Raw genomic sequence first — 13,300 nt, forward strand, 5'->3', positions numbered from 1 at the left:
ATGCGGTCCTAGTAGCCGCGGGTCCGCTTCGCCGCACGGCGTTTGGCGGCGCTCGCGGCTCCTGGGATGCGCATGAACAGCCGTGAGGTCTCCGACCCCAGGTTGACCCCGATCGCGATGGCCAGCGCGATGGCCGCGGCGTTCACCAGCGAGCCCAGCCCCTCGTTCAGCCGGTCCTCGGCGATCAGCAGCAGCCCGTAGTACGTCGCCGAGCCGGGCAGCAGCGGGCCGATGGCGGCCGTCACGTACGGCAGCGCGGAGGCGAAGCGGTAGCGGGAGAAGAGCTGCCCGAAGAGGCCCACCAGCCCGGCCGCGACGGCGGTGGACGGCACGGGCGGGATGCCGCCCGCGTGGTGCAGGGCCCCGAAGGTCACCCATGCCACCGCGCCGTTCAGCGTCACGATCCACACGGTGGAGCGTTCCTGCTGGAGCAGGATCGCGAAGGTGAACACCAGCACCATCGAGGCCGCGATCTGGATCAGCGGCCGTTCGGTGATCTGGAGGACCTCCTCCGGCCTCGGGGAGGCGTCGAACTGGAGCCCGATGTAGAGCACGACCAGGACGCCCATGATGATGCCGATGAAGAGGTACATCACCTCCAGCAGCCGGGCGGACGCCGTGATGTAGTAGCCGGTCAGGCCGTCCTGCACGGCTGCGACCAGGGCCCGCCCCGGGAGCAGCGCGAACAGCCCGCCGGTGATCACGGCGGAGGCGCGTACGTCGATGCCCGTCATGTTCAGCGCGACGCCGATCGCGGCCGGTGGCATCGCGGCGACCACGAACTGGTAGAACTCCGGCAGCCCGCGCCCGGCGCACAGCCACGCCAGCCGGTCGCCGAGGACCGCGCCGAGTGCGGCCGCGAAGAAGACCAGCACCCCGCCGCCGACCAGGACGGACGCGGCCCCGGCGAGCAGCCCGGCAGCGGCCGTGAGGACCCAGGTGGGGTACGGGTGCCGGTTGCGGCGGATCTCCGCCAGGCGCCGGTACGCCTCCTCCAGCGACACGTCGATCTCGTGCGCGCTGATGTCGTCCACCAGCCGGTACACGGCCGCCAGCCGGTTGTAGTCGGTGCCGCGGCGGCGCACGGTCCGGCTCGCCGACACCGGGTCGTCCACCAGCGAGGGCTGGTGGCTGATCGAGAGCATGGTGAAGGTGACGGTGGGCTCGCAGCGGTCCAGCCCGTAGGAGTGCGCCACGGCGAACATCGCGGCCTCCACGTCCTCGGAGCCCTCGCCGCCCGCGAGCAGCAGTTCGCCGATGCGCAGGGTCAGGTCGAGCACGCGGCCCACGGCGGGGCCGGTCTCGCTCTGCCGCTGCACGAGTTCCGGTACGGGGCGCACGTCGACCGGCATGCGCAGCATCGTGCGCATGCGGTCCTGCCAGGGGGATTCCTTCATCCGGGCGACGGGGAAGCCCTGGCCGGGGGTGTGGGCGGGCGGGGAGTGCGCGGCGCTGTAGGTGGCCGGGGTCGCGAAGGCGGATCCCTCGGGCTCGGGCTGCGCCATCTCGGCGCCCGCCGGACGGGCGAACTCGGAGGTCGGCTGGTCCTCCTCCGGAACCTCCGGTTCCATCCCGGGCGGGGGCGTGAAGGCGCTGTGCGCCTCGTCGGACTGGGGCTTGCGGTCCTCTGCCCCGTCGGCCTCCGCCACGCGTCCTCCAGTCCCGTGAGCACCTGCGGTATCAGTATGCGGAACCGTTTCATCCGCGGCGACGGCGGATCCGTTGCCCTCAGGGCAATTCAGCCTCGCCGGCGTTTGAGGCGCGGGGTCCGGGGCGGAGCCCCAGGTCCGGCGCAGCCGGCTCGCCCCGGGAACGCGACAGCGGGCGGTACCCCGCGAAGGGGTACCGCCCGCTGGCGGTGTTCGGGTGGCGGGGGCTCCGCCGGGACCCTGCGGCCAGCGCAGCGTCAGTGGTGGCCGCCCTGCGCCTCGAGGCGCTTGTACGAGGCCTCGATCTCGGCCTCGGCCTCGGTGCGGCCGACCCAGTTCGCGCCCTCGACCGACTTGCCCGGCTCCAGGTCCTTGTAGACCTCGAAGAAGTGCTGGATCTCCAGGCGGTCGAACTCGGACACGTGGTGGATGTCGCGCAGGTGCTCGACCCGCGGGTCGGAGGCCGGCACGCACAGCAGCTTGTCGTCGCCGCCCGCCTCGTCCGTCATGCGGAACATGCCGATGGCGCGGCACTTGATCAGGCAGCCCGGGAAGGTCGGCTCGTCGAGGATGACCAGCGCGTCCAGCGGGTCGCCGTCCTCGCCGAGGGTGTTCTCGACGAAGCCGTAGTCGGCCGGGTAGCTGGTCGAGGTGAAGAGGCGACGGTCCAGACGGATCCGGCCGGTCTCGTGGTCCACCTCGTACTTGTTCCGCGAACCCTTGGGGATCTCGATGGTGACGTCGAACTCCACGTCCTGCTCCTCCATGATCAGCTTCATTGCTTCGAGACTGCGTCGATTCAACTGCGTGCGCGTCCGGCCCAGCCCTGCCGGGTGGGGTGCCATGCTCGCGGCAAGACGCAGTGGTTAAGTGTCCCTCACGCATATGTGTGATCGCGAAAGGGGCTGGTCCGAGGTGCCATTGGTCAAGACGTGGCAGCTCATCGCGGGGTCGGCCGTGACCGGCCTCGCCCTGTCGGTGGCAGCGGTGGCCGCCGCCGGTCCTTGGGACTCCGGCCAGCGTAAGGCCGAGCGGGACGCAGCCGCCTCCTGGGGCCGTACGGGTGGCGCAGATCACGGTGCCGGGGCCGGCTCCGGGGCCCTCCCGCAGGCCGCGCCCAGTGCCCCCGGGGTGCTGGGCGGGATCGGCCCCGGCGCCCCGCGCCCGCAGCAGCCGGCCGTACCCGCCACCTCGGAGGGGCTCGCCGCCGCGCTGAAGCCGCTGCTCGCGGACCCCGCGCTCGGCAGCGTCCGTACCGCCTCCGTCGTCGACACCGCGACCGGGCAGGTGCTCTACGAGTCCGGGGCGCGGGACGCGATGACCCCCGCCTCCACCGTCAAGATCGCCACCGCGGCGGCGGCGCTGGCCGCACTCGGACCCGAGCACCGGATCAGGACCACCGTGATGCCCGGCGCCGCCCCCGGACAGATCGTCCTGGTCGGCGGCGGCGACCCCTCCCTCACCGCGAAGGAGAAGAGCCCCGCCGGATCCGGCGGCAGCCTCGTCGCGCTCGCCGCCGACACCAAGCAGGCCCTCAAGGCCGCCGGCACCGACACCGTGACCCTGGCCTACGACGACAGCCTCTACGCCGGCCCCGCCCGCCACCCGATCGGCGTCAACCCCAACATCGCCCCGGTGACCGCCCTGACGGCCGACGAGGGCCGCCCCGACGACTCCACTGCCGGACCCGTGGAGCGCGCCGAGGACCCGTCCAAGGAGGCCGCCCGCGCCTTCCGCACCCTGCTGGCGGAGCGCGGCATCAAGGTCACGGGCGAACCGGCCAGGGCCAAGCCCGCCGCCGGCGCCCAGCCGCTGGCCGTCACCCTCTCCACCTCGGTGGCCGGGCTCGTCGAGCGGATGCTGACCAACAGCGACAACGACATCGCCGAGGCCCTCGCCCGGCAGACCGCCCTCGCCTCGGGCCGGCCCGCCAGCTTCGAAGGCGCCGAGAAGGCCGTCACCGACCGGCTCGCCGCCCTCGGGGTCGACGTGGGCGGCTCCCGCTTCGCCGACGGCAGCGGCCTGAACCGCGCCGACAAGGTCACCGCCGGCCTGCTCACCGGACTCCTCACCCGGGCCGCCGACCCCCGGCACCCCGAGCTGCGGCCGGTCCTCACCGGACTGCCCGTCGCCGGATTCACCGGGACCCTGCGCACCCGGAACTCCGGCAGCTCCCCGGCCGCGGGCCTGCTCCGGGCCAAGACCGGCACCCTGACCGGCGTGAACTCCCTCTCCGGGACCGTCGTCGACTCCTCCGGCCGGCTCCTCGCCTTCGCCTTCCTGACCGCGAACAGCGCCGACGGCCCGGCCGCCGAGAAGGGCCTCGACAAGCTGGCCGCCGCCGTCGCGAGCGCCTCGTAGGGGGTCCGCGGGACGGCCGGTCCACGTACGGTTGACGCATGACGAGCATCAGTGGTGCGGAGATGGTCGACTGGAACCTCGCGGTGGCGACCGCGACCCGGCTGGTACGCCCCGGCCCGGAGGTCAGCCGGGACGAGGCCCGGGCCGTCGTCGCCGAGCTGCGCGGGCACGCCAGGACCTCGGAACGGCACGTGCGCGAGTTCACCCGGATGATCGCGGAAGGCTCCGCCGTCCCCGACACCCCCGTCCTGGTCGTCGACCGGGCCGGCTGGATCAGGGCCAACGTCGCCGGATTCCGCGAGCTGCTCCAGCCGCTCCTCGGCAGGATGCAGGACCGCCGCGCGAGCGCCCCCGGCGGAGCCGTCCTCGGCGCGTTCGGCGGCAAGGTCACCGGCGTCGAGCTGGGCATGCTGCTGAGCTTCCTGGCCTCCCGGGTCCTGGGCCAGTACGAGACCTTCGCACCGGTCTCCCGCGACCTGCCGGCCTCCGCCGCAGGCGGCCGGCTGCTGCTCGTCGCCCCGAACATCGTGCACGTCGAGCGCGAGCTGGAGGTGAACCCGCACGACTTCCGGCTGTGGGTCTGCCTGCACGAGGAGACGCACCGTACGCAGTTCACGGCCGTCCCGTGGCTCCGCGACCACCTCGAAGGCGAAATCCAGACGTTTCTCGGCGCCACCGAGGTGGACCCCATGACCGTCCTGGAACGCCTCCGGGAGGCCGTCCAGTCCTTCGCCGGCGCCCGCCCCGACGCCGAGCGCGGCGACGAGGGGCGCTCCCTCGTCGAGCTCGTGCAGACCCCCGAACAGCGCGAGATCCTCGGCCGCCTCACCGCCGTCATGTCCCTGCTGGAGGGCCATGCCGACTTCGTGATGGACGGGGTCGGCCCCCAGGTGGTGCCCTCGGTCGCCGAGATCCGCGAGAAGTTCCAGCAGCGCCGGGCCCGCGGAGCGGGCCACCTCGACGCCGCCCTGCGCAAGCTCCTCGGCCTCGACGCCAAGCTGCGCCAGTACCGCGACGGAGAGCGCTTCGTACGCGCCGTCGTCGGCCAGGTGGGCATGGACGGCTTCAACCGCGTCTGGACCTCCCCGAACACACTGCCGACCAAGGCCGAGATCGCCAACCCCGCCGACTGGGTGGCGCGAGTACACCGCAAGGGGAGCGAAGGAAGCGAAGAAAGCTGACGCGGGGCGCGTAAACATGTCTCACTGGGGGAAGCAGCATCACCCGTCCGAGGGACCGTGGGCCGTGCAAGGGCGTGCGATGCTCGGGGAACGGCTCGGTTCTGTCACCATCGACGCACTCTGAGTGACATCCTCCCGTTCCGCGGAAGCAGCCGGGCACCACCCCGGCACCCCCAGCACACACCACCCCAACGCCTCCGAGGCATCCGAACACCATCGAAGGGCACCGGACATGGGTCCCCATCCTGCGGTCGCGGCGATACGCCTGGCGGTCCGCCGCGTTCTCCACGACGTCCTCACCGACCTCACCGACCTCTCCCGGACTCCGTCCGGGGCTGCCTCCTGCGCCGACCCTCGCACCCCCGGGGGCACCCTGCCACTCGTCCTCGTCGCCTGCTCCGGTGGCGCCGACTCCATGGCGCTCGCCTCGGCCCTCGCCTTCGAGGCCCCCAAACTCGGCATCCGGGCCGGCGGCGTCACCGTCGACCACGGGCTCCAGGCCGGCTCCGACCTGCGCGCCGCCGAGGTCGTCACCCGCATGACCGCCCTCGGCCTCGACCCGGTCGAGTCCGTCGCCGTGCGCGTCGGCCGGGACGGCGGCCCCGAGGCCGCGGCCCGCGACGCCCGCTACGGGGCCCTGGACGAGGCCGCCGACCGCCTGGGCGCCGCCGCCGTGCTGCTCGGCCACACCCGGGACGATCAAGCCGAAACCGTCCTGCTGGGTCTGGCCCGCGGCTCCGGCATCCGCTCGCTCTCCGGCATGCCGGAAGTCTCGGGCGGGCCCGGCGGCCCCGGCCGCGGCCACCGCTACCGCCGCCCCTTCCTCCAGATCGACCGGCAGACCGCCCGCAAGGCCTGCATGGTCCAGTCCCTCCCCGTCTGGGACGACCCGCACAACATCGACCCCGCCTACACCCGCTCCCGCCTGCGCCACGAGGGACTGCCCGCCCTGGAGAAGGCGCTGGGCAAGGGGGTCGTCGAGGCACTGGCCCGCACCGCCCAGCTCTCCCGTGACGACGCCGACGCCCTGGACGCCTGGGCCGCCGAAGCGGAGAGCGGCGTACGGGACGAGGACGGCCGTCTGGAGTGCGCCAAGCTGTACGCCCTGCCCCCGGCCGTACGCCGCCGCGTGCTGCGCAGGGCCGTGGTCGCCGCCGGCTCCCCCGCGGGCTCCCTCTTCGCCCGCCACATCGAGGAAGTCGACCGGCTCATCACCGGATGGCGCGGTCAGGGCGCCATCAATCTGCCCGGCCGGGTCGAGGCCCAGCGGCAGGGTGGCAGACTTGTCATCCGGCAGGGCTGATTGGTGCTGAAACACGGCTGAGTCCTCCGGGGGCACCCCCCGGAGCCCCGGCCGACAACGAAAGTGATGCGGGTGGACGAGAAGGACATGGGCGGCGACCTCCAGTCGGTGCTCATCACCAAGGAAGAGATCGACGCGAAGCTGGCCGAGCTGGCCGCGAAGATCGACGCGGAGTACGCGGGCAAGGACCTGCTCATCGTCGGCGTCCTCAAGGGCGCGGTGATGGTGATGGCGGACCTGGCGCGTGCCGTGTCCACCCCGCTCACCATGGACTGGATGGCGGTGTCCTCGTACGGCGCCGGGACCCAGTCCTCCGGCGTGGTGCGGATCCTCAAGGACCTGGACACCGACATCAAGGACAAGCACGTCCTGATCGTCGAGGACATCATCGACTCGGGCCTGACGCTGTCCTGGCTGCTGTCGAACCTGGGCTCGCGCCAGCCGGCCTCCCTGGAGGTCGTCACGCTGCTGCGCAAGCCCGAGGCGGCGAAGGTCGCGATCGACGTGAAGTGGGTCGGCTTCGACATCCCGAACGAGTTCGTCGTGGGCTACGGCCTCGACTACGCGGAGAAGTACCGCAACCTGCCGTTCGTGGGCACGCTCGCCCCGCACGTCTACGGCGGCTGATCCCGCTCCCGCCCCCGGGGAACCCCGCGAGCTCCGGGGAACCTGGGGGCGATTCCCGCCGTTGGAGCAGGGGAAGGCGGGTCTGTCAGCCGTCCCACAGGGCCGCGGGTGACAATACAGGGGTACATTCCGAAGAACAGTCTTTACTCACAGCAGCATTTACCTACGGGCAGGAGGGACGGGGTGCCTGGCGCCCCGTATGGATGGACGTGAAGCGATACTTCCGTGGGCCGGTCATGTGGATCGTGCTGGCCGTCCTCGCCGTGGTCGTGTTGATGAATGTCGTCGGCTCCGGCGGCGGCTACAAGTCGGTGGACACCAGCGAGGTCATCAAGGCGATCAACAGTGGTCAGGTGGAGACAGCCAAGCTGACCACCGGCGACAGCCAGATGATCAAGATCGAGCTGAGCGAAGGCCAGAAGCTCGGCAAGCACGACGGCACCAAGTTCCAGGCCAACTACATCGGGGATCAGGGCGTCCAGCTCGCCCAGAACCTCCAGACCAAGTACGAAGCCGGTCAGATCCAGGACGGGTACTCCGTCACTCCGGACAAGACCAGCCCGTTCCTGAGCGTGCTGCTCTCGCTCCTGCCCTTCGTCCTCATCGTCGTTGTCTTCCTGTTCCTGATGAACCAGATGCAGGGCGGCGGCTCCCGGGTCATGAACTTCGGGAAGTCCAAGGCCAAGCTCATCACCAAGGACACCCCGAAGACGACGTTCGCCGATGTGGCGGGCTCGGACGAGGCCGTCGAGGAGCTCCACGAGATCAAGGAGTTCCTCCAGGAGCCGGCGAAGTTCCAGGCCGTCGGCGCCAAGATCCCCAAGGGTGTGCTGCTGTACGGCCCGCCCGGCACCGGAAAGACCCTGCTCGCGCGCGCCGTCGCGGGCGAGGCCGGTGTGCCCTTCTACTCGATCTCCGGATCCGACTTCGTCGAGATGTTCGTCGGTGTCGGTGCCTCGCGTGTCCGTGACCTGTTCGAGCAGGCCAAGGCCAACGCGCCGGCGATCGTCTTCGTCGACGAGATCGACGCCGTCGGCCGGCACCGCGGTGCGGGTCTCGGCGGCGGTCACGACGAGCGCGAGCAGACCCTCAACCAGCTGCTGGTCGAGATGGACGGCTTCGACGTGAAGGGCGGGGTCATCCTGATCGCCGCCACGAACCGTCCGGACATCCTCGACCCGGCGCTGCTGCGCCCGGGCCGCTTCGACCGGCAGATCGCGGTCGACCGCCCGGACATGCAGGGCCGTCTGGAGATCCTCAAGGTCCACCAGAAGGGCAAGCCGGTCGCTCCGGACGTCGACCTGGGCGCCGTCGCCCGTCGCACGCCCGGCTTCACCGGTGCCGATCTCTCCAACGTCCTGAACGAGGCCGCGTTGCTCACGGCCCGCTCGGACAAGAAGCTGATCGACAACCACTCGCTGGACGAGGCGATCGACCGCGTCGTGGCGGGTCCGCAGAAGCGGACCCGGATCATGTCGGACCGGGAAAAGAAGATCACCGCGTACCACGAGGGCGGACACGCCCTGGTCGCGGCGGCTTCCCCGAACTCCGACCCGGTCCACAAGATCACGATCCTGTCCCGCGGCCGGGCCCTGGGTTACACCATGGTCCTGCCCGACGAGGACAAGTACTCGACCACGCGCAACGAGATGCTCGACCAGCTGGCGTACATGCTGGGCGGGCGCGCGGCCGAGGAGCTGGTCTTCCACGACCCGACGACGGGCGCGGCGAACGACATCGAGAAGGCCACCGCCACGGCGCGGGCCATGGTCACGCAGTACGGCATGACCGAGCGTCTCGGTGCGATCAAGTTCGGCGGCGACAACACCGAGCCGTTCCTGGGGCGCGAGATGGCGCACCCGCGGGACTACTCGGAAGAGGTCGCGGCGCTGGTCGACGAAGAGGTCAAGAAGCTCATCGAGACCGCGCACAACGAGGCCTGGGAGATCCTCGTCGAGAACCGTGACGTTCTCGACAACCTGGTCCTCGCGCTGCTGGAGAAGGAGACGCTGAACAAGGAGCAGATCGCCGAGATCTTCTCGACGATCGTGAAGCGTCCGGCCCGCCCCGCGTGGACCGGCTCCTCCCGCCGCACCCCCTCCACCCGTCCGCCGGTGCTCTCTCCCAAGGAGCTCCAGCTGACGAACTCGGCGAACGGCACGTCGGCCACCGTCGCGCCGGTCTCCACGGAGAAGGGCATCGAGGTGGTCCCGGAGGACCGCGCCGAGTAGTCGGCGGCTCGACCCACCCGGAATGGAAGCCGCGCCCCCCAGGTTCTAGCCTGGGGGGCGCGGCACATTTGTACGACCCGCGCATGCGGACAGGAACGAGGATGAGATGACCGACCCGGTGACCTTGAGCGGTGACGAGGGCACGATCGGCGAGTTCGACGAGAAGCGGGCCGAGGCGGCGGTCCGAGAGCTCCTGATCGCGGTCGGCGAGGATCCGGACCGGGAGGGGCTCCTGGAGACCCCGGCCCGGGTGGCGCGGGCGTACCGGGAGATTCTGGCCGGTCTGTGGCAGAAGCCCGAGGATGTGCTGACCACGGTGTTCGACCTGGGACACGATGAGCTGGTCCTGGTGAAGGACATCGAAATCGTCTCTCTGTGCGAGCACCACCTGCTGCCGTTCCACGGCGTCGCCCACGTCGGCTACATCCCGTCGGACAACGGCAAGATCACCGGACTGTCGAAGCTGGCCCGCCTCGTGGACGTCTACGCCCGCCGACCGCAGGTGCAGGAACGTCTGACCACCCAGATAGCGGACTCCCTGATGGAGATCCTCGACGCGCGCGGCGCGATCGTGGTGATCGAGGCCGAGCACATGTGCATGTCGGTCCGCGGCATCCGCAAGCCGGGTGCCAAGACCACCACGTCCGCGGTCCGCGGCCAGCTCCGTGCCACGGCCACCCGAGCCGAGGCGATGAGCCTCATCATGGCGCGCTAACCGGACGGTCGGTGCTGCCCGCTACGGTCCCCCTCCGTGACCTCACGGAGGGGGACCGATGTTTTGGGGGGCACTCACGCGCGGGCAGAGGCTTCCGGGGTGTCGTCGTCCTCCGGGAGCCTGAGGACGTGCTCCAGGAAGAGGGCGGCGGCGATGACCGCCACGCCCGCCAGGACCGAGAAGCCGGCGTACCAGGCCTGCTCGCGGCGGGCGGCGACGTCGAGGGAGTCGATGAGCAGGAAGACGCCCACACCGCCGTACATGCCCGCCACCAGCGCCGCCACCAGGGCGCTGGCCTGGCCGAAGACCACCGCGCGGGCCGCCATCAGCGGCTCGACGCCCTTGGCCCCGGGCCGGCGCTCGCGCTGGGCCTTCAGGCGGGAACGCAGCGACAGGGCCGTGGCCAGTAGCACCGCCGCGATGACGCCCAGGACGATCGGCGCGGCCAGCGGAACGCCCGGCAGCGTGCCGTACGCGTTCCACAGCCGGGCGCCCGCCCAGGACAGGACCCCGGCGACCACGAAGATGCCCGCCAGGACCGCCGGCCTCAGTTGCTTCACTTGCCCGTTCCCCGCTTTCCGCGCTGATCCGTCAGGCAGTCCACAGGGTAACGATTACTCCGGGAGACGGAGTTCCAGGTCGGGGCGCGGCGTGACGCCGCTCAGGCCGATTCCGGCCAGGAGCGTGGCGACCGGGCCCTGGCCCGGGAGCTGGGCCTCCGGGTCGATGTCGTGCCAGGGGGCCAGCACGAAGGCGCGCTGGTGGGCGCGCGGGTGCGGGAGGGTGAGGACGGGGTCGTCGGAGACCGTGTCGGCGTACGCGACGATGTCGACGTCGATCGTGCGCGGGCCCCACCGCTCCTCGCGGACGCGGTCGAAGGCTTCCTCGATGGCGTGGCCGCGCTCCAGGAGCGAGGACGGGGGCAGGGTGGTCTTCACGGCGACGACCGCGTTGAAGTACGCGGGCTGCGAGCCGGGCTCGACGCCCCAGGGTTCGGTCTCGTAGACCGGCGAGACGGCCTTGACCCGCAGGCCCGGGGTGTCGCCGAGGGCGTCGATGGCGCCCTGGAGGGTCTCCAGCCGGTTGCCGAGGTTCGCGCCGAGCGCGATGACGGCCCATTTCGGGTTGGACAGGGTGACGTCCGCCGCGTCGACCGCCTCGACGACGGAGGCGGGTACCGGCTGGACGGTGGGGTCGCTCTGAGCGTTCAGTCCGTTGTTCATGCGCGGCTCCGGGTGATCGTGATGGTCACGTCGTCGAAGGGGACGGTGATGGGCGCGTCCGGCTTGTGGACGACGACCTCCACCTGTGCCACCGCTTCGTGCTTGAGGCACTGCTGAGCGATCCGCTCGGCCAGGGTCTCGATCAGGTCGACGGGCTCTCCCTGGACCACGTCGACGACCTCCTCGGCGACGACCCCGTAGTGCACGGTCTTCGCCAGGTCGTCTCCGGCCGCCGCGGGGCGGGTGTCGAGGTGCAGCACGAGGTCGACGATGAAGGTCTGGCCTTCCTCGCGTTCCCGGGGGAAGACGCCGTGGTGCCCGCGAGCCTTGAGGCCGCGCAGCGCGACACGATCCACGCGAATCACTCCTGCTTTCGTAGGTGCTTCCGGTCCCGGGACTCCCCGGGGCCATGGGCCTACGCCGAGTGCGGTCGGCGTCGTCCGTCTTCGAATTTACCTGCGAAATACTCCGGATCCCGCCGGAGGGGTCAGGCGGCGTCGTCCTCGTCGTCGTCGTCGGACTCCGTGAGCACGGGAGAACCGTGGTGGGACCAGAGCCGCCAGCCCTCGGATGTGCGTCGGAACACATTCGTGGCGACGACCAGCTGGCCGACCAGTGGGCCGAGCTCCCCGCCGTCCTCGGCGGGTCCCCCGCTGAGGATGTTCTCCGTACAGGTCACCAGGGCGGTGTCGCCTATCACGGCCACCTTGGTGTCGGTGAGGAAGAACTGGATGTAGTCGGTGTGGGACATGATCAGCGCGTACGAGCGCAGCACCTCGCCGCGGCCCGAGAGCACCGGCCAGCCGGGGTGCACGCAGGAGATCTCGTCGTCCAGCCAGAGCGCCGACAGTGAGTCGAAGTCCCCCTGCTCCATTGCCTCGTAGAAGGCCGTGTTGACCTCTTCGACCGCTTCGATGTCGGTTCTGCTCACGGTGCTCCTTGTCGGTCGGTGAGGATCAGAGTGCCCCTTCCACGGCGCGGGCCACCCGAACCGCGTCCGCGGTCGCCCGTACCTCATGGACCCGTACGGCCCAGGCGCCCTGGTGCGCCGCGATCGCGGAGACGGCGGCCGTGGCGGCGTCACGCTCGCGGGCGGGCGGCGGGGCCGCGCCGTCACCGCCGGCCAGGATGCGGCCGAGGAAACGCTTCCTCGACGCGGCGACGAGCAGCGGGAAGCCCAGCGCGCGCAGCTCGGGCAGGTGGGCGACCAGAGCCAGGTCGTGGGCGGCCTTCTTGGCGAAGCCGAGGCCCGGGTCGACGAGGAGCCGCTCGGGGGCGATCCCGCCGGCCACGACGGCGTCGATCCGGGCCCGGAGCTCGGCGGTGACCTCGGCGAGCACGTCCTCGTAGACGGCGAGGCTGTTCATGTCGGCGCTGAAGCCGCGCCAGTGCATCACCACGAAGGGCACCTCGGCGGCGGCGACGGCCGGGATCATCTCCGGGTCGGCGAGTCCGCCGCTGACGTCGTTGACCAGTACGGCGCCGGCGGCGACGGCCCGGGCGGCGACGGTGGCGCGCATGGTGTCCACGGAGACGGCGACGCCCTCGGAGGCCAGGCCGCGCACCACGGGGACGACGCGGCGCAGCTCCTCCTCCTCGTCGACGCGGGAGGCGCCGGGGCGGGTGGACTCGCCGCCGACGTCGATGAGGTCGGCGCCCTGTGCGACGAGGTCGAGGCCGCGCTTGACGGCCGCGGTGGTGTCGAACCAGCGGCCGCCGTCGGAGAAGGAGTCGGGGGTGACGTTGACGACGCCCATGACCGCGCAGCGGTCCCATTCCGGCAGACCTGCGACCCGGCCCCTGCCGGTGGCTCCGCGCTTGATGTTCATAGCTTCCAGGGTAGGGCTGACCTGGACACCGGCCTGCCGGGGCTCCTGGGGCTCCGCCCCAGACCCCGCGCCTCAAACGCCGGCGGGGCTGGGGGTTGTCTCCGGGCTCCGCCCCAGACCCCGCGCCTCAAACGCCGGCGGGGCTGGGGTTCGTCTCCGGGCAGCGCCCCGGGCCCGGTCC

At 71.4% G+C, this 13,300-nt stretch carries 13 protein-coding genes; 6 read left to right on the forward strand and 7 right to left on the reverse strand.

All coding sequences use genetic code 11. The features are described from left to right. Positions 1-8 precede the first annotated feature (8 nt). Together ACZ4TV_RS12510 and ACZ4TV_RS12515 are read right to left on the reverse strand one after the other, a co-directional pair. Positions 9-1,649 carry a threonine/serine exporter family protein gene (locus ACZ4TV_RS12510; RefSeq protein WP_468133601.1) on the reverse strand — a complete coding sequence of 547 codons (1,641 nt, stop codon included), beginning with the start codon at positions 1,647-1,649 and terminating at the stop codon, positions 9-11. Between the two features lie 257 nt (positions 1,650-1,906). Beyond that, positions 1,907-2,401: an inorganic diphosphatase gene (locus tag ACZ4TV_RS12515; RefSeq protein WP_008742522.1), complete on the reverse strand. Its 495-nt coding sequence runs from the start codon at positions 2,399-2,401 to the stop codon at positions 1,907-1,909. A 133-nt stretch (positions 2,402-2,534) separates the two neighbouring features. On the opposite strand from ACZ4TV_RS12515, the gene dacB reads away from it, so the two are divergent. The 6 genes from dacB to folE all read left to right on the forward strand — a co-directional run bounded on the left by dacB (position 2,535) and on the right by folE (position 10,067). Further along, the gene (gene dacB / locus ACZ4TV_RS12520) at positions 2,535-4,010 is read left to right on the forward strand and encodes a D-alanyl-D-alanine carboxypeptidase/D-alanyl-D-alanine endopeptidase (RefSeq protein WP_468133603.1); all 1,476 of its coding nucleotides are present in this window, start codon (positions 2,535-2,537) and stop codon (positions 4,008-4,010) included. Between the two features lie 38 nt (positions 4,011-4,048). Next, positions 4,049-5,191 (forward strand): zinc-dependent metalloprotease, encoded by a 1,143-nt coding sequence (locus ACZ4TV_RS12525; RefSeq protein ID WP_468133605.1) that lies wholly within the window; start codon positions 4,049-4,051, stop codon positions 5,189-5,191. A 232-nt stretch (positions 5,192-5,423) separates the two neighbouring features. After that, on the forward strand, positions 5,424-6,494 hold the full coding sequence (gene tilS / locus ACZ4TV_RS12530) for a tRNA lysidine(34) synthetase TilS (protein WP_468133607.1): 1,071 nt from the start codon (positions 5,424-5,426) through the stop codon (positions 6,492-6,494). A 66-nt stretch (positions 6,495-6,560) separates the two neighbouring features. After that, a complete protein-coding gene (hpt, locus tag ACZ4TV_RS12535; RefSeq protein ID WP_468133609.1) occupies positions 6,561-7,121 on the forward strand; it encodes a hypoxanthine phosphoribosyltransferase in 561 nt (186 codons plus the stop codon). A 203-nt stretch (positions 7,122-7,324) separates the two neighbouring features. Then, positions 7,325-9,352, forward strand: a complete 2,028-nt coding sequence (gene ftsH, locus ACZ4TV_RS12540; protein ID WP_468133611.1) for an ATP-dependent zinc metalloprotease FtsH — start codon at positions 7,325-7,327, stop codon at positions 9,350-9,352. A 106-nt stretch (positions 9,353-9,458) separates the two neighbouring features. Beyond that, positions 9,459-10,067: a GTP cyclohydrolase I FolE gene (gene folE / locus ACZ4TV_RS12545; protein ID WP_468133613.1), complete on the forward strand. Its 609-nt coding sequence runs from the start codon at positions 9,459-9,461 to the stop codon at positions 10,065-10,067. Between the two features lie 74 nt (positions 10,068-10,141). Here folE and ACZ4TV_RS12550 read toward each other — a convergent pair whose 3' ends face one another. The 5 genes from ACZ4TV_RS12550 to folP all read right to left on the reverse strand — a co-directional run bounded on the left by ACZ4TV_RS12550 (position 10,142) and on the right by folP (position 13,119). Further along, positions 10,142-10,627 carry a DUF3180 domain-containing protein gene (locus ACZ4TV_RS12550; RefSeq protein WP_468133615.1) on the reverse strand — a complete coding sequence of 162 codons (486 nt, stop codon included), beginning with the start codon at positions 10,625-10,627 and terminating at the stop codon, positions 10,142-10,144. A 54-nt stretch (positions 10,628-10,681) separates the two neighbouring features. Continuing rightward, positions 10,682-11,290, reverse strand: a complete 609-nt coding sequence (gene folK, locus ACZ4TV_RS12555) for a 2-amino-4-hydroxy-6-hydroxymethyldihydropteridine diphosphokinase (protein WP_468133617.1) — start codon at positions 11,288-11,290, stop codon at positions 10,682-10,684. Beyond that, positions 11,287-11,646 carry a dihydroneopterin aldolase gene (folB, locus tag ACZ4TV_RS12560; protein WP_030010912.1) on the reverse strand — a complete coding sequence of 120 codons (360 nt, stop codon included), beginning with the start codon at positions 11,644-11,646 and terminating at the stop codon, positions 11,287-11,289. The genes folK and folB overlap by 4 nt, the downstream gene beginning before the upstream one ends. A gap of 131 nt (positions 11,647-11,777) precedes the next feature. Next, positions 11,778-12,221: a nuclear transport factor 2 family protein gene (locus ACZ4TV_RS12565; protein ID WP_468133619.1), complete on the reverse strand. Its 444-nt coding sequence runs from the start codon at positions 12,219-12,221 to the stop codon at positions 11,778-11,780. A gap of 25 nt (positions 12,222-12,246) precedes the next feature. Beyond that, on the reverse strand, positions 12,247-13,119 hold the full coding sequence (gene folP / locus ACZ4TV_RS12570) for a dihydropteroate synthase (RefSeq protein WP_468133620.1): 873 nt from the start codon (positions 13,117-13,119) through the stop codon (positions 12,247-12,249). Between the last annotated feature and the right edge of the window lie 181 nt (positions 13,120-13,300).

This window comes from Streptomyces sp. NPDC028910 (assembly GCF_055564955.1).